A 20,807-nucleotide genomic window follows, 5' to 3' on the forward strand; every position below is an offset into this window, starting at 1 on the left:
GTCGACCGTCCGTTATCCGCCCGCCGGTTGCGGTGCGGTCGCGTTCTCGACGGATGCGCCCGTTCCGGGCGAGCGATCGGTGAAGAAGACGGCTTCGCTCCCGTAGACGCGCAGGCGGTGGACGTCCGTGTCGTAGCCTTCCAGCGCCGGACTGAGGTCGTTCTCCAGCGATTGCGGCGCGATGACGACGAGCGGGTCGAGCGGCTCCTGCTGTAGTTGTTGGACGGCCTCGTCGGCAGTCTGGATGCAGTCCCCGGTCGCGCCGTAGGATTCGATGTACCACTGCAGGGGGAGCGTGTCGCTGATGCTCGAACACCGGGGTTCGATGCCGCCGGAGCGTGGGTTATCCCGGACGTAACTCGACCCGACGACGAGCACGTCCGTCCCCCCGTGGGACCCGGCGCGTTCTTCGAGGATCTGCATCGACGGCCGGAAGTCGTCGGCGGGCTGGGCGTACTGGACGAGTTCGTTGTCCTCGCTGGCCGGGTCGACGTAGACGCTGCCGGCCATGGAGACGACCATGTAGCCGCCGATCAACAGGAGGACGAACGCGGTGATACCGAAGCGGACCGAGCCGGTGTGTAGGGAATCGCGCGCGCGGTCGACGACGAGCGCGATGCCGACGCCGGCGGGGACCGCCAGCGGGACGAGCGCGTTCACCGCGATCCAGGCGTTGGCGATGTCGGTCCCGAGCGGGTAGCCGAGGATCGAGACGAAGCCCCAGTAGGCGCAGAAGAGGACGACGCCGCGCGAGCGGACGCGGCCCCAGCGCTCGGCGATGAAGCCGACGACGGCCATCGCTGTGAGCGCGAACGCCGCCTGCGCGATGGCCTGGAGTTCCTGCCCCAGGAAACAGAGGTACGCGTCGATGATGTTGTCCTTCCGACACCCCGCGTCCGTGGTCCCGCCGAACCAGTAGCTGTACCCCTCGACGACGTCGTCGAGGGTCCGGTCGAACAGTTCCGGGAACAGCGCCGGGTTCCCGACGGTCTGCCAGAGGCCGACGGCCTCGCTCCCGGGCGACCGCGGCGCGTAGAAGTACAGCGTGACGCCGAGGAAGAGGACGACGGCGATAGCGAGGTGCCAGACGAAGTCGGCGAGGTACTCCGCGAGCGGTCTCCGTTCGGTCTCGGCGACGCGGGTCCGGAGCCACTCGAAGCCCGAGCGGTCGTCGCCGGTGCGGAAGAGCAACTGGTCGACGAGCAGGGCCGTCGCGCCGGCCCACACCAGCAGGTAGACCGCGGTGTTCTCCTTGGCGGTGAACGCGAGCGCGACGAGGACGACCGCCCCGTGGACGTAGCGGACGTTCCACTCGTCGTAGGCGCGCACGAGCAGGCCGAAGGCGACGAACGCGAACGCCGCGGCGATCAGCGTGCTCCGGTAGAACCGGGAGTAGTAGACGAGCAGCGGATTCAGCGCGAGGAAGAACGCGACCCCCACGATCTCGTCGCGGTCGAGGTGCTCGCGGAACAGCAGCGCCGACAGCGGCAACAGCGCGCCGACGACGGCGACGAACAGCCGCATCGTGAAGTCGTTGGCGCCGAGGGCGTCGAAGAGAAACTTGTTGACGTGCTGGACCAGCGGGCCGTGGATGATGTAGCGGTACTCGAACTGGCCGGTGTCGAGGAAGTGGAGGGCCCACCAGGCTACCCGTCCCTCGTCGTAGTGCGCGACGCGCGCGGCGAGGAGGGCGAATCGGACGACGAACCCGACGAAGACGATCCCGAGTACCCATCTGGTCGCCTCGTCGAGACGGTCGAACCCGCCGAACCGGGGGGAACCATCGTTGCCGGAACCCGGTCCCGATGCGGGGTCGGCCCTCTCGTCGGAGGAGGGGCCGGCGTCGGAGGAGGGCTCGGACTCGGGCGCGTCCGCGGCGTCGTCGGACTCGTCGCGGGCGGCTGACTCGGAGTCGGAGCGGCGCATATCCGCCGTGTCACGCCCTCACGATTTTAACGCTTGGATCTCTCTCGACGCGATACCGCAGTCGAGTCGCGCGATTCCGCCGCTGTCGCAACTCGGCTATCGCCTCGACGCGCGGACGTCGACCCGCCCCGGCACGTTCACTTCTCGTCGTCGTCCGGTGATTTCACGACTGCCCCGAGCGTCTTCTCGACGGCCGTCCCCGCGAGGTCGCCCGGCGTCGTGATGTACTCCTCGATGGCGATCATCAGCCCCGCCGCGACCAACAGCGCGACGCCGAGGCCGGTCTTCCCCTGGAGCACGAGGTAGTCGAACCCCAGCATCGCGACCGGGATCGCGAACACGAGCGTCGCTCCCAGCCCCACCAATCCGAGGATACTCCGCGCCATGGGCCCCGATACCCCCCCGACCGGCAAAAGCCCCGCGCCTCCGGACGCTCGCGCACGTCTCGGACGCTGTTCCACATCTGGGAACGATAATCCTTTTGTGACGATCCTCCCAACCCTGACGTATGTTCACCGGGATCGTCGAGGAGACGGGCGAGATCGTCGGGATCGAGGACACGGACGCCGGCCGACGACTTCGGATCGGGTCGAGTTTCTCGGATCTAGAAGGCGGCCAGAGCGTCAGCGTCGACGGCGCGTGTCTCACGGTCGAGGAGTGGGAGCCGGGCGAGTGGTTCTCGGTGTTCCTGGCCGCCGAGACGCTCGACCGGACGACGTTCGATTCGGCCGTCGAGGGCCAGGAGGTCAACCTGGAGCGGGCGCTCGCGGCAGACGAGCGCTTCGACGGTCACGTCGTGCAGGGTCACGTCGACGGGACGACGGAAGTCGTCGACGTCGAGCGCATCGGCGAAGACTGGGCGTACACCTTCGAGCTACCGCCGGGGCTGGCCCAGTACGTCGTCGAGAAGGGATCGATCGCCCTCGACGGGATCAGCCTGACCGTCGCCGCGCTCGACGAGACGGCGGGGACGTTTTCGGTGGCGATCATCCCGACGACGTACCACGAGACGACGCTCTCGGAGAAAGAACCCGGCGACGAGGTTCACGTCGAAGTCGACGTGTTCGCGAAGTACGTCGAGCGGATGCTCGGGCTGGCCGACCGCGACGCCGAGGCCGGGGCCGGCGTGGCCGAAGTGCGGGAGGCGCTCGGCGAGTATCGATAGGTCGGGTCGCCGGCCGGTGCCGTCAGTTCAGCCGTCGAACTCGGTGAGTTCGGACTTCTGTCCGCCCGGCGGCTCGTCGTGAGCGTCGTGATACGCTCGCCGGTACCGGGCGATCTTCCGGATGAGCAGGAGGCCGAAGATCCCGTCGTAGACGATGATGAACCCGAGGAAGGCGATGAACCAGGGGATCCCGGTGGCGTTCGCCACGATGGCGGGGACGACGCTGGACAGCGAGTTGTACGTCGCGTGGACGAGCGCGGCGATGAGCAGTCCCTTCACCACGATAGGACCGGCGTTCTCGCGGTTGAACTTCGCGAGTCCGAGGTAGTAGCCCGCGAACGCCGAGTAGATGACGTGGCCCGGTCCCGCCAGCGCGCGGACGGCCGAGATGCCGGTGCCCGCCGCTATCAGGTTCAGCGGGTCGGCGATGCCCTGCGTCTGGCCGGAGATGTAGATGGCGTTCTCGATGGTCGCGAAGCCCAGCCCCGCCATCGCGCCATAGACAGCCCCGTCGACGACGGCGTCGAACTCCGGCTTTCGATAGGGGTAGAGCCACACTGCGAGGAGTTTCACCGTCTCCTCGACCGGCCCGACGACGACGAAGAAGAAGACGATCTGGAAGACGAAGCCGACGATACCGGCCGTCAGCCCCAGCGACTGGATCCCCCAGTCGGCGATGCTGTTCAGGATACCGGCGAAACCGGCGAACAGCACGCCGAGGACGAACGTGCCGACGAGCAACTCCAGGGGTTCCGACGTCGTTACGTCGGCGTACCAGACGTAGGCCGCGAGCGCCAGCGCCGGCACGGCCGATAGCAGGACGAAGACGCCGATGATCGGGTCGGTGACGGCGCCGAGGCCGCCCAGCGCGAACTGCACGGCGAGTATCACGACCGCGACCAGGACCACGAACAACCGCGCCGCAGAGACCCCGACCGAATAGAGCCCGGTCGACAGCCTGTCGAACGCCGTTCTCGGCTCCCAGGTCGACACCTCGTAGAGGTCGCGCCCGCTCTCGGCGTGCGCTTCAACCGGATCGCGGCTGTCTGGCATGGATCGCTCGTTGGTCTTCCCCGGCCCTAACAGTTTGGCCGTCCTTCGCTTGTCCGGTGCTGTCCACGGCGACCGACTGTCCTTATATCCCCTATTTGTATCTTAATACTCTATATCAGATTCAGGGGTACGGTTATCAGTGAGAGTCGGCGAGTGCCAACCAATGACACGAGTCAGCGCGAGCCGCGGGATGCTCTACTCCGCGCCGCCGGCAGACGAGACAGACGAGGAACAGACAGCGGAAGAATCGGCGGACGACTGAACGCGAGCGGCCGCTCGGGAAGGGGCACCGATCGGTGATCAATCGACGACCGATCGACGGCTAATCGACCGCTGTCGGTCGGGCGATATCGACACGGAGAGCGAGAGGTTTTTCGCGTCGCGTCCGGTAGCGAGGGTATGACCATCAGGGCGGGCGTCGTCGCCGTCCAGGGCGACGTGAGCGAGCACGCCGACGCCATCCGACGGGCAGCCGCCAGTCACGACGAGACCGCGGAAGTCGTCGAGATCCGCCAGTCCGGCGTCGTCCCGGACTGCGATCTGTTGCTCCTCCCCGGTGGCGAGTCCACCGCCATCTCCCGACACCTCCAGCGCGAGGGCATCGCCCCGGAAATCGTCGACCACGTCGACGCCGGCAAGCCGGTCCTGGCGACGTGTGCCGGGCTCATCGTCGCATCGGCCGATCCGAACGACGACCGCGTCATGTCGCTGGATCTCGTCGACGTGACCGTCGAGCGAAACGCCTTCGGCCGCCAGGCGGACAGCTTCGAGGCGCCGCTGGACGTGGCTGGCCTCGACGAGCCGTTCCCGGCCGTGTTCATTCGCGCGCCGCTCATCGACTCCGTGGGGGACGCCGAAGTGCTCGCCGAGTGGGACGGTCGAGCGGTCGCGGTGCGAGACGGTCCCGTGGTGGGGACGTCGTTCCACCCCGAGTTGACCGACGACTACCGGATTCACGATCTAGCGTTTTTTGAAAGCGTGGCGCGAGCGTAGCGAGCGCCACGGTATTTCGAACGGGGAGCGAAGCGACCCGTGAGAAGCGCGGTACGAGCGTTCCGAGTACCGCGACAACTCGAACGGTGAACGGAGTGAACCGTGAGAGAGAGCGTGGTGCGAGCGTAGCCATCGCCGTCGTGCGCGGGCGGAAACCCGAGGCGACTTACCCCAGGGCGACGACAGGGCGGGTAATGACCGACGACGTGCTCGACGACCTGTTCGACGTCATCGAGGACCGCAAGGAGAACCTGCCCGAGGACTCCTACACCGCCTCCCTGTTCGACCACGAGAAAGGCGAGAACGCCGTGCTGGAGAAGCTCGGCGAGGAGAGCACCGAGCTGCTGCTGGCCGCCAAGGACGACGACCGCGAGGAGATCGCTCACGAGTCCGCCGACATCGTCTATCACCTGCTGGTGCTGCTCGCGATGAAAGACATGGATCTCGAAGACTTGCGGTCCGAGCTGGCCGAGCGACGGTAGGAACCGGAACGACTGTTCGCGAAGGGAGTACCACACAGTGGATACCACGAGCCCCTCCACCGCACTTGCCGCGACCGCAGGCTCGATATGGGCGACAAACGGCGTGAAAGCCCCGGCCGTCTGCACTCCCGCGGCTCGTTGCGCGCTTCCCTCGCTCCGCTCGGTCCAGTGCTTCCGTCGCCGGGGTTCGCGCAGACGGCCGCCCCTTTCATTCCCACCTGTGTCCCCCTGCCGATCTGTCTGTGCGGACGGGGGATTTCTCGCTGTTCTCGCCGACTGGATCCCCGGTCGGTCCGGGAGCCGGTCCCAGGCGCCCTCGGATTCACCGGACGATTCACGAACCTACTCCCGGGGCTCGAACCGGTGGCGGACGACTTCGCTGTCGTCGTCCCACTCGAACTCGTCGTGGACGCGATTCAGCTGCTTCCGGTAGGCATCCAGGTCCTCGGACCCCTCGCGCTGGGCGTCTTCGTCCGTGAGGTCGCCGAGGGTCCGTCGAGTCACGTCGGTCACCTCGAACGTCCGGCCGTCGATCTCGAAGGTGTCGCCCTCGTCGGCGTACTGGTGTCCGCGGTGCAGCTGGGTGACGTCCCCGCTGGCGGCCAGTTGCTGGACGTGGCCGTTGGGCAGGAGTTCGCTCGCGTCGATATGGGCCATACGCTTGCTGGGGACGGTATCGGGAAAAACGTGACTCCGGCGATCTATCGCCGGGACGCCGTAGGGTCGAAGGGCCGGCGCCCGCTCGCCTCAGCGTCGATGGACGAGCGTTCCGGCGGCGAGCGCGCCGGCGACACCGCCGACGACGCCCAGAGGGACGAGCACGAGGAGCGAGACGAAGTAGACCAGCAGCGAGGCCAACCCGAGGACCGGGCCGAGCGCGATGGTCCCTATGATCGCACCGGCCCCGACCCATGCGGCGTCGCCGCTTCCGAGGACGACGCCGACGGCGAGCGCGACGACCGTGAGCACGACGGCCAGCGCGGCGCCGACGGGCGGTGCGAGGAGCGCGGCGGCTCCGCCGACCAGGGCGCCGTCGCGGAGTTCCCCGACCGCGAGCCCGGCGACGACGCCGCCGGCGAGCGTCCCGAGGAGGACGACGTCGGTCGTGGCCAGCAGGACGGCGAGCGTCGGGACGTTCACGGCCGTCCCCGCGAGGAGCGCACCGGGTCGATTCACACAGACGACGGGAGGGGTGACTACTTAAAAGGGGATCCCGATCGGGGCGCCCCGGAGACCGAGGGACCAGACGCGGCGGTGGGAGCGGGGTCAGTCGGCGAGAACCGCGCCGATAGCGCCGCCGACGGCGCTGTCGAGGGCGAACACGAACGCGATGACGATCCCGACGACTATCACGCTGAGCCCGCCGAAGACGCCGCCGATCGGGCCGCCGAGTGCTCCGCCGAGCAAGCCGGCGATCGGTGCGGTGAGGACGACGAGAACGACGCCACCGAGTGCGCCGGCCAGCAGGCCGTGCCACACGCCACTGCCGAGATTCCCGCCGGCGAGGTAGCCGGCGACGAACCCGGCGATCAGGCCCGCACCGACGTGGCCGACCACCGGCACGACGAAGGCGGCGATACCCGCGACGATCCCGGCGACGAATCCCCAGACGACGGCGCTCCAGTCGGTCATGACCCGGGGTACACCGCCGGCACGGAAAGGCGTCTCGCAGGGATACGCCAGCAGGCGTCCCCGGCGGTGTGACGGCGTGTCGCGGGCGCCGGCGAGTAAACGGCCTTTTACGCGCCGGCCGTCTATCGGTGGGCAATGAGCCAACCGTTCGAGGACCTGCCGACGACGCCGACCGCCGACGAACTGGTGGACAAGGCGTTCTCGCGGGCCGCGCGCGCGGGGCGGGCCAAGAGCGGCCACGACGCCCCCCTGTCGATGCTGCAGACCGCCTCCAATATCGCCTCCGACAACCTGGAGAACGTCGTCACCGACTGGCCGGACTTCGACGACCTGGACCCGTTCTACGAGGAACTCGCCGACGCGGTCATCGCGTCCAACACCACCGACGACGACGCGCCCGACATCGGCGGTATCGACGCGGTCCGCCAGCACCTCTCGGAGATCGGCTGGGCGAGCCGCAAGACCTCCGAGATCCGCGACGAGTACCAGGGCCGCATCGCCACCGGCGACATCGACACCGCCCGCAAGCTCCGCAAGCAGGCGTTCGCCCGCATCGCCGACGTGGTCGAGGAGGTCGAAGGCGACCTCGCCGCGGTCGGCGCCGCGCGCGACGACCTGAAGACGCTCCCCGACATCCGCCCTGACGAGCCCACCATCGTCGTCGCCGGCTACCCGAACGTCGGCAAGTCGACGTTCGTCAACGCGGTCACGAACGCCCGAAACGAGACCGCCTCCTACCCGTTCACGACGACCGAGATCCGCGTCGGCCACTTCGACGACGGCCACATCCGATACCAGATCGTGGACACGCCGGGGCTACTCGACCGCGCGCCGGAGGAACGCAACGACGTGGAAGCCCAGGCCGCCAGTGCCGTCGAGCACCTCGCCGACGCCGTCCTCGTCCTCGTCGACGCCAGCGGGGAGTGTGGCTACCCCCTCGACCTGCAACTCGCGCTCCGTGACGACATCGAAGCGCGCTTCGACGTGCCCGTCCTCACCGTCTGCAACAAATCCGATCGCTCGCGCGACGTGGAAGCAGACCTGTACATGAGCGTCACCGAAGACGAGAACGTCCAGGGCGTCCTCGACGCCGCCGTCGAGGCCGTGGACTACGAACCCGAACTCCCCTACGACGGGCAGTAACCGGCCGACTGGGCCGGGCCGACGTTTTGCGACGGTCGACGCGACCGCGAGCGACCGATAAACTACGCGAAACCGTCAGCGACGGATCGAGAATGGAACGGGTGAACGCCACCGGGGGGCCGGTGACGGGAGAACGGGGCGCCAGCGGGGGGCAGGCGATGGAACGACAGTGGAGGGGGGTTGGGTGAGCGTCAGGGGGGGATGGAAGGAGGAGCGTCAGCGGGAGACGGCTCTGGTCTGCGGGCGAAACGGGTCGGTCGTCAGTCCGAACTCGTCTCGTAGACGACGTTGACGGACGCGGAGACCGTCACCGGACCGCTGTCGATGGAGGTCCCGCCGCCGTCACCGGCCATCGCGCTGGCTTCGACCGCGTAGGGACGGGAGTGATACTCCGTGGTGGAGACGCGGTCGACGCCGGTGATGGTGAGGTCCTCGGCGCCGGCGACCGTGCTGGCCTCACCGCGGGCCGTGTCCATCGCTTCGCCGAGCGCTTCCTGGCGGAGCTCCTCGCGCTTGTCCGCCGAGAGGGTGAACTCGACGCCGTCGACCTCGTTAGCGCCGTTGGTCACGGCGGTGTCGATGACCTTACCGACGCTGCCGGGGTCCTCGACCGTGATGGAGAACGAGTGAATGGCGCGGTACTCGGGCCGGTCGGACTGACCGCCACCGTAGCGGCGGTTCGTCGAGATGTCGTAGTAGCCCGTGCGGATCTGGCTGTCGTCGATGCCCATCTCGTTCAGGGCGCTACGCATCTGGCTGGCGTTGCTCGAGAGCTGTTCGCGCACCGTCTCGATGTCGTCGCCCGTCGCGACGATACCGACGCGGACCACCGCGCGGTCCGCCTGCGCCTGGACCTGCCCGGAGGCGCCGACGGTTATCGTGCCGCTCATGCTGTCCTGTGCGGGCGACTGCTGTGCCTGGACTGGCGCACCGCCGGACGTGAACGCCGCGGCGGCGCCTGCCGTGGCCAGGAGGGCCGCGACGAGGGCCACTCCGGCGAGTGTGACTCGTGAGTTCATGCGTCCGTCCCAACGACGGGCTATCAAAAAGGGATCACGTTAACTCAAACGCGTCTTTGAAGGATCGAAATCGGCCGTCTGACGCGCGTCTGACCGTCACGATCGGCCGACGGCTGTCGGTCGGTAATGACCGCCAGCTGTCACGCCGAGTCGACGACGACGTAGCGGACGTGTGTCTCGACCTCGCGGTCGATCGCCCGTTCGACGCGACGGTCGATAGCACCGGCCATCCGCGGGTAGTCCTGGTCCTCGACGCCCACCGTCACCGTGATCCCCACCGGGTGTTGCAGGAGGAAGTTGCTGCTCCGGTTGACCTCCAGCGAGATCAGTTCGGCGTCCGCGACGGAGGCGTTGATGGCGTCGGTGGTCGCCTTCTGGATGCGCTCTTCGGTCGTCGCGCCGCGGAACGAGTCGTAGGTGACGCCGCCCAGGAAGGTCGACAGCAAGACGATAGCGACGACGAGGATGCCGACCCGTCGGAGCGTCGCACCGCGGGCCTCGTCCAGCTGGAACCAGTTCGTCGGACGATACCCACTGTAGCGGAGGACGACCAGCGCGGCGAGGTTGATCGAGAGGAGGTTCACCATGACGAGGACGCTCGACCCGAACGCGACGATCGGCTTGCCCCACGCGATGCCGATGCCGACGGTCGCCGCCGGCGGGATGAGGGCGACCGCGATCATCACGCCGACGATCGCGGAGGAGACGCCCGCTGTCAACGAGACCGCGCCGGCGACGCCGGCCCCGATTGCCACCACGAGCGAGAGGAAATCGGGGTAGAGCCGGCTGCGGACCTGCGGGATCGCGGTCACGTCGGTGAACGGCGGGATCAGGTGGACGGTCTTGACGATCCACGCGAAGGCGGCGGCGGCCGCGACCGAGACGACGACGCCGATGGCCTGGAGTTTGACGCCCTCGGCGAACAGTTCGTTGTCGACGACGACCGTCCCGACGCTCGCGGCCATCGCCGGGCCGATCAGCGGCGCGATCACCATCGACCCGACGACGACCGCCGGCGAGTTGAGCAGTAGCCCCGCGGTCGCGATGACGGCGCTGACGACGGTCATCACGACGTACGTGGGTAACGACATGAGCAGGTCTTCTGCGGCGGTGACGAGTTCCTCGCGGGCGATCCGGTCGGTGTCCTCCTCCTCGTTGAAGCGCTCTTCGAGCGCTTCGAAGTCCTTCGAGACGACCGTCTGGGCGTCCAGCACGACGGTGTACGTGCCCTCGTCGATGCCGGCCGCCCTGAGCGTGTCGAGCACCGGTTCGACGGCGTTGGTCGGGAGCGGCACGTACGCGACGGCTGCGTACTCGCGGCCACTGGTCTCGTCCGTGACGATGTAGTCTACCTCCTCGTCGTCGAGGGCGCGCGTGACGGTCTCCCGTTTGCCGGTCGGGATCGTGATCTGGACGAGACGCACGTCACACGGATGGACCAGCACCGGGAAATACTCTGGGGTCAGGCGGTTCCGGGCGCCGGACGTCGCCGGCGAAGCGGCGGCTATCGCTCCCGGATCCGCGAGCCGAAAGCTTTTGCCATCGATCCACATAGCATCTCGCATGCGACGCGACGACCGCGACGACCCCTTCGACGAGTTCTTCCGGGAGATAGAGCGGATGATGAACGACGTGATGGACGACGCGCGCGCCCGCGGCGGTGCGAACGCCGGACCCGGCGCCTCCGACCCCGCGGCGGCGGACGTCCACCTCGACGTCTACGAGGAAGACGACCGTCTCCGGGTCGTCGCGGACATCCCCGGCGTCGACAAGGGGGACATCGACCTGCGCTGCGACGGCGAGGTGCTCACCCTCGACGCCGCGGGCGACGCCCGCGAGTACCACGAACGGGTCCGCCTGCCGGCCCGCGTCGACGAGCACTCCGCCTCGGCGTCGTACAACAACGGCATCCTGGAGGTCACGTTCGACCGCGCCGACGACTCGGCCAACATCGACCTCTCCTGAGCCGCCCTCCGCGTCGTCGCTCCCGCGGCGGAAGCCGTACGTCTCTCGATTTCTCTCCGGTCGTTCGACCTTCTCCCACCCACAGATGCGGTCGTCGCGCCACAACCCACAGACACGGCCGTCGCGCCACAAAGTACAGGACCCGCCCGTGCGGAGCGACCGCTATGACCGACTCGGTCGACGATCCGGCCGACGCGTTCGACGTACTGGGCGACGAGACGCGCCTCGCCATCCTCCGCGCGCTCGCCGACGCCGACGATCCGCTCCCCTTCTCCCGACTGCGCGAGCGCGCGGGGATCCGCGACTCCGGTCGCTTCAGCTACCACCTTCGACGGCTCTGTGAGTACTTCGTCCGCGAGACGGACGAGGGCTACGAACTCGGCCACGCCGGAAGTCGCGTCGTCGCGGCGACGACGGTCGCGTCTGGGGACACCGAATCGCAGTCCGCGACCGCCGACACCGGCGAATGTCCGGTCTGCGGGGACGAGGATTGTGGGAAGCTGTTCCACGTCCACCTCTCGCCGCCGTGGCGGGAGGGATGATCGGTCCGCGACGTCGCTCTTCGGTCGATTGTGTCGACTGCGTCGACGGTGTCGCGCCGGCATCAAAACTACCATACCACCTCGCGCCGACCGTCTCGGTAACAGACGGTGGTTCCAGTGCCCAAGAAACAGGAATACACAGGCGACTACGACGACAAGACGCTGTACATCCCCGGCCCGACCGAGGTCCGCGAAGACGTCATCGACGAGATGGCCCAGCCGATGTTCGGCCACCGGATGGACCGGATGACCGACCTCTACACGACCATCGTCGAGGACACGAAGGAGTTCCTCGGCACCGACAACGAGGTCATCATTCTCACGGCCTCCGGCACGGAGTTCTGGGAAGCGTCGACGCTCAACCTCGTCGACGAGAACATCCTCGTGCCGACCTGCGGGAGCTTCAGCGAGCGCCACGCGAACGTCGCCGAGCGACTCGGCAAGGACGTCGACCGCCTCGAATACGAGTGGGGCCAGGCGATCAAGCCCGAGGACATCCGCGCGGAACTCGAAGCGAGCGACAAGCACTACGACGTGGTCGCGACCGTGATGAACGAGTCCTCGACCGGCGTCCGCAACCCCATCGAGGAGATCGGCGACGTCGTCGCCGAGTACCCGGACACGTACTTCGTCGTCGACGCGGTCTCCGCGCTGGGCGGCGACTACGTCGACATCGACGAGCACGACATCGACGTGATCTTCGCCTCCACGCAGAAGGCCTTCGCCATGCCGCCCGGACTCGCCGTCTGCGTCGTCAGCGACGACGCCTACGAGCGGGAACTGGAGAAGGACTCGGCGTCGTGGTACGGCGGCTTCCAGCGCACGCTCGACTACTACGACCGGAAGGGCCAGACCCACTCGACGCCCGCCATCCCGATCATGCTCGCCTACCGCAAGCAGATGAAGTACATGCTCGAAGAGGGCCACGAGGGCCGCGACGAGCGCCACCGAGAGATGACCGAGTACGTCCACGAGTGGGCACGCGAGCACTTCGATCTCTTCGCCGAGGAGGGCTATCGCTCCCAGACGGTCTCCTGCATCGAGAACACCCAGGGGATCGACGTCGCCGAGACCATCGATGCCGTCTCCGAGGAGTACGACTTCGCCTTCTCGAACGGCTACGGCTCCCAGCTCGGCGAGAAGACGTTCCGCATCGGCCACATGGGCGAACACGACGTCGAGAGCATCGAGGAACTCACCGACGCCATCGAAGACGTCGCGGACCTCTGAACAGTCGCGGACCGCAATTGGTTCGCAGACGTAGTCGATTCGCGGGCTGCAATTTGTTCGCGAGTCGCCGGCTCGATTCAATCCGACGAACGGAACTAGTCAGGGGATTTTCGCGAGACGGCGCCGTGGTTCGCCCTCGAAACGACCACGCCCGGGCGAACTGGTTCGGGCGAGTTGCCGCCCGGCGAGAGCGGGGGAGAGTGACGTAAGTGAGCGGGTCCGACGTCTGGACATGCAAGTCACGAGAGCGACGATCGCGAAGATCCTCACGGCGGTCTTCGTGTTCAACCTGGTCGTGATGGCCGGCGGCGCCTGGCTGGCCTACCAGGAAGCACCGCCGATCCCCGAGAGAGTCGTCGGCCCCGACGGCGGGACCGTCATGACCGGCGAAGACGTCCGCGAGGGGAAGAAGGCGTTCCAGCGCGACGGGCTGATGAACCACGGGTCGATCCTCGGCAACGGCGCGTACTACGGCGTCGACTACACCGCCGACGCGCTCGATCTGAAGGTCGAGCACATGCGCGACTACTACGCCCGCGAGCGCTACGGCGGCGAGTACGAGGCGCTCGCCTCGGCCGAACAGGCGGCCGTCGACGACGACGTGCAACGTGACCTCGACGGCGCGTACGACGGTGGGGCCATCGAGTACTCCGCGGCCGAGCGCTACGCGCACGAACAGATCAGGGAAGAATACGTCGAGCGCTACCACGAGGGCGACCACGAGCGGGGCGTCCCCGTCGACATGATCGACTCAGAAGAGGAGGCCCGCCAGTTCGCCGACTTCGCGCTCTGGACGGCGTGGTTCTCCCACACCGACCGGCCGGCGGGCGACCACTCCTACACGAACGACTGGCCGTACCAGCCGACCGCCGGCAACGACGCCACCGGGGCCGCGATGACCTGGAGCGTGATCGCGATGGTCCTGCTCGTCGGCGGTGCGGGTGCGGGCATCTGGCTCTACAAGGCCGTCGAACTCCCCGAGCCCTCCACCGAGGGCATCTCCGTCCCCGCACCCGGCGACGTGAGCGTCTTCCCGAGCCAGCGCGCGGCGATGCGGTTCGTCCCGGTGGCGGCCGGACTGTTCCTCGCGCAGGTCCTACTCGGAGGCCTGCTCGCACACTTCTACATCGAGCGGGCGGCCTTTTTCGGGATCGAGGAGCTATTCGGCGTCCACGTCCTGCAACTGCTCCCCTTTGCCATCGCAAAGACCTGGCACATCGACCTGGGGATCCTCTGGATCGCCGCGACGTGGCTGGGCGCCGGCCTGTTCCTGCCGCCACTGCTTACCGGTCACGAACCAAAACGGCAGTCGACCTACGTGAACGGACTGCTGGGCGCGATCGTCGTCGTCACCGTCGGCGGCCTCGGCGGCATCTGGATCGGCGCGAACGGCTACCTCGACGGCGCGCTGTGGTGGCTCGTCGGCAACGAGGGCCTGGAGTACCTCGAAGTCGGGAAGGTCTGGCAGGTCGGCCTGCTCGCGGGCTTCGGCGCCTGGGCGGTCCTGTCGATCCGCGGGCTCAAGCCGATGCTCGACCGCGAACCCGTCTACGGGCTCGCGCACATGATCCTCTACGCCGGCGGGTCCATCGCCCTGCTGTTCACGGCTGGGTTCCTGTTCACGCCCGAGACGAACATCGCCGTCACGGAGTTCTGGCGCTGGTGGGTCGTCCACATGTGGGTCGAGGGCGCCTTCGAGTTCTTCATCGTGGCCATCGTCGGGCTGACGCTCGTCTCGATGAACCTGTTGAAGCGCCGGAGTGCGGAGAAGGCGGTCATGCTCCAGGCGTTGCTCGTGATGTCGACGGGCGTCATCGGCGTCTCGCATCACTACTGGTGGATCGGGATGCCGGACGTGTGGGTGCCCATCGGGAGCGTCTTCTCCACCCTGGAACTGGTCCCGCTCGTGTTCATCCTCTACGAGGCCATCGGCCAGTACCGCGCGATGGCCGGCGGCGGCGAGTCCTTCCCCTACAAGCTCCCGTTCATGTTCATCATCGCCAGCGGGTTCTGGAACTTCGTCGGGGCCGGCGTGCTCGGCTTCTTCATCAACCTCCCGCTGATCAACTACTACGAACACGGCACCTACCTCACGGTCGGCCACGCCCACGCCGCGATGTTCGGCGCCTTCGGCTTCCTCGCGCTGGGGATGGTCACGTACATGCTCCGCATCGCCATCCGGCCCGACCGCTGGGACGGCTCCTGGCTGCGCGGGGCGTTCTGGCTGTGGAACGTCGGCCTCGCGCTGATGGTGTTCGTCTCCGTGCTCCCGGTCGGCTTCCTGCAACTGGAGGCGATCTTCACGGAGAGCTACGCGGCCGGCCGGAGTCTGGCGTTCTACAACCAGCCTATCGTCCAGAACCTCTTCTGGGCGCGCCTGCCCGGGGACACCATGATCATCGCCGGCACCGCGCTGTTCGCCGCGGACGTGATCCGCAAACGGTTCGTCCTCCGCACCACCGCCGCCGACCCCGATGTCGACGACATGGCCGTCGCCGAAGGCGTTCTCGGCGACGACTGACGCCGCGGGGCAGTTCCGGCGAGTCAGTCACCGTCGGCCGTTTCGGTCGACTCTCCTCTGGCCGCCGGGGTGGAACTGCCCGGGAAGACACCATTTATTATTTATATTGATAACACTAGATCTATATTGTAGCCGTTTACATGCGCGTTAGAAGTGGGTTAAACATAGATTATCAGACTTTATACTCGGAAAGGTACGAATAAGAGACCCCTCAAGAAACTCCGAGCTAGTGATGAATACGGTTACAGTATCAGCGATCAGAGACCACTACAGTCGGCGAATTGCCACGGCGGTCGCGCTGACCGCGGCCGTGACGGTCGCGCTGGGGGTGTTGTTCGCGACCTACGTCGCGTCGGCGACGGAGCCGGGCGCCGACCTCTCCGGGATCGCCGGGACGCTGTTCGTGCTCGTCCTGAATCTCGGGCTGCTGGCGATCGTGCTGGGCGGGAACGCGGCCGTGGCGCTCCGTCGGCTCTCGGAGGCGGCAGCGGCCGTCGAAGACGGCGATCTGGAGGCCTCGGCCGACGTCGACCGGACGGACGAGTTCGGGCGGCTGGCGGACACGTTCGACAGCATGCGCCGGTCGCTCGGCGAAGCGCTCGACGAGTCCGACGAAGCCCGTCGCGAGGCCGAACAGGCGCGAACGGAGGCGGAAGCGGCGACCGAGCAGGCCGAGGCGTTCAACGAGGAACTGCTCGACCACGCCGAACGGATCGGCGACGCGATGACCGCGGCCGCCGAGGGCGACTTCACGCGCGAGCTCTCGACGGACACGGACGTCGACGCCATCGACCGGATCGCCGACGCCTACGACGAGATGGCCGGGGGGCTCTCCGAGACGGTCGAGGAGATCCGCACCTTCGCCGAACGGGTCGAGGCGTCGAGCTCGGCGGTCGCCGAGGAGTCCGCGGAGGTCCAGCGGCTCAACGACCGGCTTGCCGACGACATCCGTGAACTCGCGACCGACCTGGAAGACCAGGCCGAACAGCTGGAGAGCGCCGTCGACGAGGTCGACGACCTCTCGGCGACTATCGAGGAGGTCGCCGCGACGACCGACGAGATCGCCGACCAGGCCGCCGAGGCCTCGGAGGTGGGCGCGACCGGCGCCGAGCGCGCCGAGGAGGCCATCGAGGCCATCCGGACGGTCGAGACGACGGTCGACGAGCTCGACCGGCTGGTGACCGAAGTCGACGACCGGATGGACGACGTGGCCGCCACCACGGGCATCATCGACGACATCGCCGAGCAGACGAACATCCTCGCCCTGAACGCCAACATCGAAGCCTCGCACGCGGACGTGGGCGGCGACGGGTTCGCCGTCGTCGCGGACGAGGTCAAACAGCTCGCCGAGGAGACCCAGTCCGCCATCGACGAGATCGAGACCATCGTCGCGGGCGCTCGCGAGGACGTCGACGACGTGACCGACGAGATGGACCGGACCCACGAGCGGATCGACGCGAGCGTCGACACTGTGACCGACGCCGGCGACACGCTCGGGTCGCTGACGGACACTGTCGACGACGTCGACGCCGCCATGGGCGAGATCGCCCGGGCCACCGACGACGGCGCGGCCGCAACCGAGGAAGTCGCGGCGACCGTCGACTCCGTCGGCGACGTCGCCCGACGGGTCGCCGACCGCTCGCACGCGCTCGCGGACACCGCCTCGGAGACCGCCGTGACGATGGCCGACGTGCGCGAGCGCGCCGACGACCTGGCCAGTCGGACCGACGACCTGCTCGACCGCCTGGCCGTGTTCGAGACGCGCGAGGAAACCAGCGCGGCCGGGAACGGACCGAGCCCCGGCGCCGCGTCGCTCGCAGGAGGCGACGATGATTGAGCTGTCGACCGTCTACGGGGTCGCCACGGTCGTCTACGCCCTGGCCGCTGTCGGACTGCTCGCCTGGCTCACGAGAGTCCCCGGGTCCAAGCGACTGTACTGCTACCCGGTGGTAGCGGCGGTCGGCATCTCCGCCGTGACGACCGCGCTCTCGCTGGTCGGCGTCGGCGTCCTCACCGTCGGGGGGTCGCCGCTCGACGTCCCGAGCGTCCTCGACGACCTGATCGCCTATTCGCTACTGTGGGCGGTCGCGGCGCTGCTCGCGAACGAGTCCCGCGAGATGGTCGGCGTCTTCGCCCTCGTGCCGGCCGTCCAGGTCGTCGCGTTCAACGGCGCGGCCGTCCTCGGCGGCGTCGTCGGCCTCGTCGGCCTGTTCGTCGTCGTCGCCGGACACGTGCTGCTCGCGTACCTGCTGCTCGGTCCGGTGTGGAAGCGCGCGCAGTCGATCCCGGACAGACAGCGACTCCTGCACTGGAAGGCGAGGAACCTCCTCCTCTTCCTGATCGGGATGCTGATCGTCTTCGCGCTGCTCGGCGTCGCCGGCGTCTTCGACGCCTACGTCTCCGGCGTCCTCGGCGAGTACCTGGGCGCGCTGATCCGCGTCGGGTTCGCGGGCTTCCTGTTCGCGAACGTCGACGCGATCGCCACCGATGGCGCGGCGGGCGGGCTCCTCGACACCGCGGGCCCGGACGCGGACCACGACCGATCGGGCGCGACCGGCGACTGAGATCTCGGCTTCCCCGCAGACGGACCGTAACGGCGTTTTCGGCCCGAAATCGACGTATAACAATAGTCGATCCACGCCGAGCATCGAGCATGCCGACGCCAACCCGCCGTGACGGTGCGGCCGCGGCCACGACGCTGACCGACACGCAGTCGCAGATCCTCTCGCACCTCCGCGAGCAGGTCGACGGGACTGCCTACTTCAAGGCGAAGTACATCGCCGAGGAACTGGGACTGTCCTCCAAGGAGGTCGGGATCAACATGGGGCTCCTGCAGGAGCGGACGCGCGAACTCGAGATCGAACAGTGGGGCCGTTCCGACAGCACTACCTGGAAAGTGACCGTCTGAGCCCGGAAGAGACGGCCCGAACCCCGACGCGACAGCCCAAACCCGGAAGAGACCGCCCCAGTTCGCGGGAGTCGGAACTCGTGCGGCCCGCACCGAACATTCAAAGAGGGTGCCGCCGCGAGAGGGGGTAATGACGGACGAGGCGGCCCAGACTGCTGCGGACAATCCGTACGTCGACGACCCGTCGACGGAGTTCGACCCGGTCGAGGACCTCTCGGAGCGGGCGGCCCGCGAACAGGCCGAGGCCCTCCGCGAGGCGATTCGCTATCACGACCACCGGTACTACGTCGAGAACGACCCGGCGATCGACGACCGGGTGTACGACGCCCTGTTCTCTCGCTTGCGCGCTCTCGAAGAGAAGTTCGACATCCAGACGGCGGACAGTCCGACCCAGCGCGTCGGCGGCGCGCCGCGCGACGAACTTCCCGACGTGGAACACGTGGCGCCGATGCGCTCGATCGACCAGGGCGGCGAGGCCGCGGAGGTCCGCGAGTTCGACCGCCGCGTCCGCGAGGGGCTGGAAGCCACCGGCTACGACGGGGAAATCGCCTATTACTGCGAGCCGAAGTTCGACGGGCTCTCCGTCGAGGTCGTCTACGAGGACGGCGTCTTCCAGCGCGCGGCGACCCGCGGGGACGGCGACGTCGGCGACGACGTGACCGCGAACGTCCGGACGATCCCGAGCGTGCCCCAGCGCCTGCGCGGCGACCACCCCGACTTCCTCGCGGTCCGCGGCGAGGTGTACATGCCCAAGGAGGCGTTCCAGGCGTACAACCGCGAACTCGTCGAGCGCGGCGACGATCCGTTCGCTAACCCCCGAAACGCCGCCGCCGGCACCCTGCGCCAGCTCGACCCCTCGGTCACCGCCGAGCGCCCGCTCTCGATGTTCTTCTTCGACGTGCTCGACGGGCCCGAGTTCGACACCCGCTGGGAGATGCACGAGACCTTCCCCGAGTGGGGCCTGCGCGTCTGCGAGCGGACCGAACTCGTCGACGACGTCGAGGCGGCGATCGACTACCGGGACGCCCGCCTGGAGGAGCGCGACGACCTGGACTACGAGATCGACGGCGTCGTCATATCGGTCGACGACACCGACGCCTGCGAACGGCTGGGAACCACTTCGCGAGCGCCCCGCTGGGCCTTCGCCTACAAGTTCCCCGCTCGCAGCGAGCACACCACGGTTCGAGACGTGGTCGTCCAGGTCGGTCGGACGGGGCGACTCACGCCGGTCGCGCTCATGGACCCCGTCCAGGTGGGCGGGGTCACCGTCTCGCGCGCGTCGCTGCACAACCCCGCCGAGATCGAGCGATTAGGGGTCGACATCGGCGACGAGGTGCGTGTCCGCCGCGCCGGCGACGTGATCCCCGAGGTGGCCGAAGTCACCGAGGCCGACAGCGAGGGCCACTTCGCGTTCCCCGAGGCGTGCCCGGTCTGCGGGAGCCCCGTCGAGCGCGACGGCCCGATGGCCTTCTGTACGGGCGGACTGGGGTGTCGCGCCCAGCGCGAGCGCTCGGTCCAGCACTACGCCTCCCGCACAGGTCTGGACGTCGAGGGCCTCGGCGAGGAGCGCGTCCAGCAACTGCTCGACGCCGACCTCGTCTCGGACGTGGCCGACCTCTACGAACTGACCGTCGACGACCTCACCGACCTGGAGGGGTGGGGCGAGACCAGCGCCGAGAATCTCGTCGCCGAACTCGACGCCGCCCGCGAACCGCCGCTCGCGGACTTCCTCACCGCAATCGGTATCCCCGAAGTCGGCGAGACGGTCGCCGCTTCGCTGGCACGCCACTTCGGTACGTTCGAGGCCGTCCGTGCTGCCGACGAGGACGAGTTGCAGGCCGTCGAGGACGTGGGCCCGACGGTCGCCCGCGAGGTCCGGGAGTTCTTCGACAGCGAGGCCAACGCGGACGTGCTCGACCGCCTGCTCGACTACGTCGCCCCGCAAGAAGCCGAGACGGCCACCGGCGACGCGCTGGAGGGACTGACCTTCGTCTTCACCGGCTCGCTCGACGGGTACACTCGCAGTGATGCGCAGGACATCGTCGAGCGCGCGGGCGGCTCAGCGACCAGCAGCGTGTCGAGCAACACGGACTATCTAGTCCTCGGCGAGAACCCCGGGCAGTCCAAGCAGGACGACGCCGCCGAACACGACGTCCCGACGCTCGACGGCGTCGATGCGTTCGAGGCGAAACTCCGCGCGGAAGGCGTCGAACTGGAAGAATAGACCG

Annotated in this window: 20 protein-coding genes; 12 read left to right on the forward strand and 8 right to left on the reverse strand. The window is 68.0% G+C overall.

Annotation, left to right across the window (positions count from 1 at the left end):
* Positions 1–12 precede the first annotated feature (12 nt).
* A complete protein-coding gene (locus ACMGFE_RS01570) occupies positions 13–1,926 on the reverse strand; it encodes a flippase activity-associated protein Agl23 (protein ID WP_436923244.1) in 1,914 nt (637 codons plus the stop codon).
* Positions 1,927–2,063: 137 nt separating this feature from the next.
* Positions 2,064–2,312 (reverse strand): DUF7533 family protein, encoded by a 249-nt coding sequence (locus ACMGFE_RS01575; protein ID WP_436923245.1) that lies wholly within the window; start codon positions 2,310–2,312, stop codon positions 2,064–2,066.
* A gap of 122 nt (positions 2,313–2,434) precedes the next feature.
* Between ACMGFE_RS01575 and ACMGFE_RS01580 the strand changes: the two genes are divergently transcribed.
* Positions 2,435–3,091 (forward strand): riboflavin synthase, encoded by a 657-nt coding sequence (locus ACMGFE_RS01580; RefSeq protein WP_436923246.1) that lies wholly within the window; start codon positions 2,435–2,437, stop codon positions 3,089–3,091.
* Positions 3,092–3,118: 27 nt separating this feature from the next.
* Here ACMGFE_RS01580 and ACMGFE_RS01585 read toward each other — a convergent pair whose 3' ends face one another.
* Positions 3,119–4,144, reverse strand: a complete 1,026-nt coding sequence (locus ACMGFE_RS01585) for a PrsW family intramembrane metalloprotease (protein WP_436923247.1) — start codon at positions 4,142–4,144, stop codon at positions 3,119–3,121.
* Between the two features lie 399 nt (positions 4,145–4,543).
* On the opposite strand from ACMGFE_RS01585, the gene pdxT reads away from it, so the two are divergent.
* Both pdxT and hisE read left to right on the forward strand, forming a co-directional pair.
* Positions 4,544–5,137: a pyridoxal 5'-phosphate synthase glutaminase subunit PdxT gene (gene pdxT / locus ACMGFE_RS01590; protein WP_436923249.1), complete on the forward strand. Its 594-nt coding sequence runs from the start codon at positions 4,544–4,546 to the stop codon at positions 5,135–5,137.
* A 194-nt stretch (positions 5,138–5,331) separates the two neighbouring features.
* Positions 5,332–5,619 (forward strand): phosphoribosyl-ATP diphosphatase, encoded by a 288-nt coding sequence (gene hisE / locus ACMGFE_RS01595; RefSeq protein ID WP_436923250.1) that lies wholly within the window; start codon positions 5,332–5,334, stop codon positions 5,617–5,619.
* A gap of 342 nt (positions 5,620–5,961) precedes the next feature.
* Here hisE and ACMGFE_RS01600 read toward each other — a convergent pair whose 3' ends face one another.
* The 3 genes from ACMGFE_RS01600 to ACMGFE_RS01610 form a co-directional block, all read right to left on the reverse strand.
* Positions 5,962–6,276, reverse strand: a complete 315-nt coding sequence (locus ACMGFE_RS01600) for an ASCH domain-containing protein (RefSeq protein WP_436923251.1) — start codon at positions 6,274–6,276, stop codon at positions 5,962–5,964.
* A 90-nt stretch (positions 6,277–6,366) separates the two neighbouring features.
* Complete coding sequence (locus tag ACMGFE_RS01605) at positions 6,367–6,795, reverse strand: hypothetical protein (RefSeq protein ID WP_436923253.1); 429 nt, start codon at positions 6,793–6,795, stop codon at positions 6,367–6,369.
* 90 nt (positions 6,796–6,885) lie between these two features.
* The gene (locus tag ACMGFE_RS01610) at positions 6,886–7,251 is read right to left on the reverse strand and encodes a DUF5518 domain-containing protein (protein ID WP_436923254.1); all 366 of its coding nucleotides are present in this window, start codon (positions 7,249–7,251) and stop codon (positions 6,886–6,888) included.
* 135 nt (positions 7,252–7,386) lie between these two features.
* Here ACMGFE_RS01610 and ACMGFE_RS01615 point away from each other — a divergent pair, with 135 nt between their 5' ends.
* Positions 7,387–8,394, forward strand: a complete 1,008-nt coding sequence (locus tag ACMGFE_RS01615; RefSeq protein ID WP_436923256.1) for an NOG1 family protein — start codon at positions 7,387–7,389, stop codon at positions 8,392–8,394.
* A 260-nt stretch (positions 8,395–8,654) separates the two neighbouring features.
* Here the strand turns inward: ACMGFE_RS01615 and ACMGFE_RS01620 are convergent, their stop codons facing one another.
* Positions 8,655–9,413, reverse strand: a complete 759-nt coding sequence (locus tag ACMGFE_RS01620) for an SIMPL domain-containing protein (protein ID WP_436923257.1) — start codon at positions 9,411–9,413, stop codon at positions 8,655–8,657.
* A 140-nt stretch (positions 9,414–9,553) separates the two neighbouring features.
* The gene (locus ACMGFE_RS01625; RefSeq protein WP_436923258.1) at positions 9,554–10,837 is read right to left on the reverse strand and encodes a TIGR00341 family protein; all 1,284 of its coding nucleotides are present in this window, start codon (positions 10,835–10,837) and stop codon (positions 9,554–9,556) included.
* 139 nt (positions 10,838–10,976) lie between these two features.
* Between ACMGFE_RS01625 and ACMGFE_RS01630 the strand changes: the two genes are divergently transcribed.
* The 8 genes from ACMGFE_RS01630 (at position 10,977) to ligA (ending at position 20,803) form a co-directional block, all read left to right on the forward strand.
* Complete coding sequence (locus ACMGFE_RS01630; RefSeq protein WP_436923259.1) at positions 10,977–11,378, forward strand: Hsp20/alpha crystallin family protein; 402 nt, start codon at positions 10,977–10,979, stop codon at positions 11,376–11,378.
* Between the two features lie 164 nt (positions 11,379–11,542).
* Positions 11,543–11,920: an ArsR/SmtB family transcription factor gene (locus ACMGFE_RS01635; protein ID WP_436923260.1), complete on the forward strand. Its 378-nt coding sequence runs from the start codon at positions 11,543–11,545 to the stop codon at positions 11,918–11,920.
* A 117-nt stretch (positions 11,921–12,037) separates the two neighbouring features.
* The gene (locus ACMGFE_RS01640) at positions 12,038–13,150 is read left to right on the forward strand and encodes a pyridoxal-phosphate-dependent aminotransferase family protein (protein WP_436923261.1); all 1,113 of its coding nucleotides are present in this window, start codon (positions 12,038–12,040) and stop codon (positions 13,148–13,150) included.
* Between the two features lie 232 nt (positions 13,151–13,382).
* A complete protein-coding gene (locus ACMGFE_RS01645; RefSeq protein ID WP_436923262.1) occupies positions 13,383–15,671 on the forward strand; it encodes a nitric-oxide reductase large subunit in 2,289 nt (762 codons plus the stop codon).
* Between the two features lie 232 nt (positions 15,672–15,903).
* Entirely contained in the window at positions 15,904–17,508 is a 1,605-nt protein-coding gene (locus ACMGFE_RS01650) for a methyl-accepting chemotaxis protein (protein ID WP_436923263.1), read from the forward strand.
* Positions 17,501–18,235 (forward strand): rhodopsin, encoded by a 735-nt coding sequence (locus ACMGFE_RS01655; protein ID WP_436923264.1) that lies wholly within the window; start codon positions 17,501–17,503, stop codon positions 18,233–18,235. Before ACMGFE_RS01650 ends, ACMGFE_RS01655 begins: the two co-directional genes overlap by 8 nt.
* Before the next feature lie 89 nt (positions 18,236–18,324).
* Positions 18,325–18,579, forward strand: a complete 255-nt coding sequence (locus tag ACMGFE_RS01660) for a DUF7123 family protein (protein WP_436923265.1) — start codon at positions 18,325–18,327, stop codon at positions 18,577–18,579.
* Positions 18,580–18,709: 130 nt separating this feature from the next.
* Positions 18,710–20,803: an NAD-dependent DNA ligase LigA gene (gene ligA / locus ACMGFE_RS01665; protein WP_436923266.1), complete on the forward strand. Its 2,094-nt coding sequence runs from the start codon at positions 18,710–18,712 to the stop codon at positions 20,801–20,803.
* Positions 20,804–20,807 lie beyond the last annotated feature (4 nt).

The sequence above is a fragment of the Halosimplex amylolyticum genome (assembly GCF_051414035.1).
In the GTDB taxonomy this organism is placed as follows: domain Archaea; phylum Halobacteriota; class Halobacteria; order Halobacteriales; family Haloarculaceae; genus Halosimplex; species Halosimplex amylolyticum.

Bases quoted from the DNA above. Each gene is read 5' to 3' on its own strand.
- ACMGFE_RS01610 (WP_436923254.1), bottom strand. From the start codon at position 7,251: ATGACCGACTGGAGCGCCGTCGTCTGGGGATTCGTCGCCGGGATCGTC.
- ACMGFE_RS01620 (WP_436923257.1), bottom strand. From the start codon at position 9,413: ATGAACTCACGAGTCACACTCGCCGGAGTGGCCCTCGTCGCGGCCCTC.
- ligA (WP_436923266.1), top strand. From the start codon at position 18,710: ATGACGGACGAGGCGGCCCAGACTGCTGCGGACAATCCGTACGTCGAC.
- ACMGFE_RS01630 (WP_436923259.1), top strand. From the start codon at position 10,977: ATGCGACGCGACGACCGCGACGACCCCTTCGACGAGTTCTTCCGGGAG.
- pdxT (WP_436923249.1), top strand. From the start codon at position 4,544: ATGACCATCAGGGCGGGCGTCGTCGCCGTCCAGGGCGACGTGAGCGAG.
- ACMGFE_RS01660 (WP_436923265.1), top strand. From the start codon at position 18,325: ATGCCGACGCCAACCCGCCGTGACGGTGCGGCCGCGGCCACGACGCTG.
- hisE (WP_436923250.1), top strand. From the start codon at position 5,332: ATGACCGACGACGTGCTCGACGACCTGTTCGACGTCATCGAGGACCGC.
- ACMGFE_RS01655 (WP_436923264.1), top strand. From the start codon at position 17,501: ATGATTGAGCTGTCGACCGTCTACGGGGTCGCCACGGTCGTCTACGCC.
- ACMGFE_RS01580 (WP_436923246.1), top strand. From the start codon at position 2,435: ATGTTCACCGGGATCGTCGAGGAGACGGGCGAGATCGTCGGGATCGAG.
- ACMGFE_RS01600 (WP_436923251.1), bottom strand. From the start codon at position 6,276: ATGGCCCATATCGACGCGAGCGAACTCCTGCCCAACGGCCACGTCCAG.
- ACMGFE_RS01615 (WP_436923256.1), top strand. From the start codon at position 7,387: ATGAGCCAACCGTTCGAGGACCTGCCGACGACGCCGACCGCCGACGAA.
- ACMGFE_RS01585 (WP_436923247.1), bottom strand. From the start codon at position 4,144: ATGCCAGACAGCCGCGATCCGGTTGAAGCGCACGCCGAGAGCGGGCGC.
- ACMGFE_RS01635 (WP_436923260.1), top strand. From the start codon at position 11,543: ATGACCGACTCGGTCGACGATCCGGCCGACGCGTTCGACGTACTGGGC.
- ACMGFE_RS01645 (WP_436923262.1), top strand. From the start codon at position 13,383: ATGCAAGTCACGAGAGCGACGATCGCGAAGATCCTCACGGCGGTCTTC.
- ACMGFE_RS01570 (WP_436923244.1), bottom strand. From the start codon at position 1,926: ATGCGCCGCTCCGACTCCGAGTCAGCCGCCCGCGACGAGTCCGACGAC.
- ACMGFE_RS01650 (WP_436923263.1), top strand. From the start codon at position 15,904: ATGAATACGGTTACAGTATCAGCGATCAGAGACCACTACAGTCGGCGA.
- ACMGFE_RS01575 (WP_436923245.1), bottom strand. From the start codon at position 2,312: ATGGCGCGGAGTATCCTCGGATTGGTGGGGCTGGGAGCGACGCTCGTG.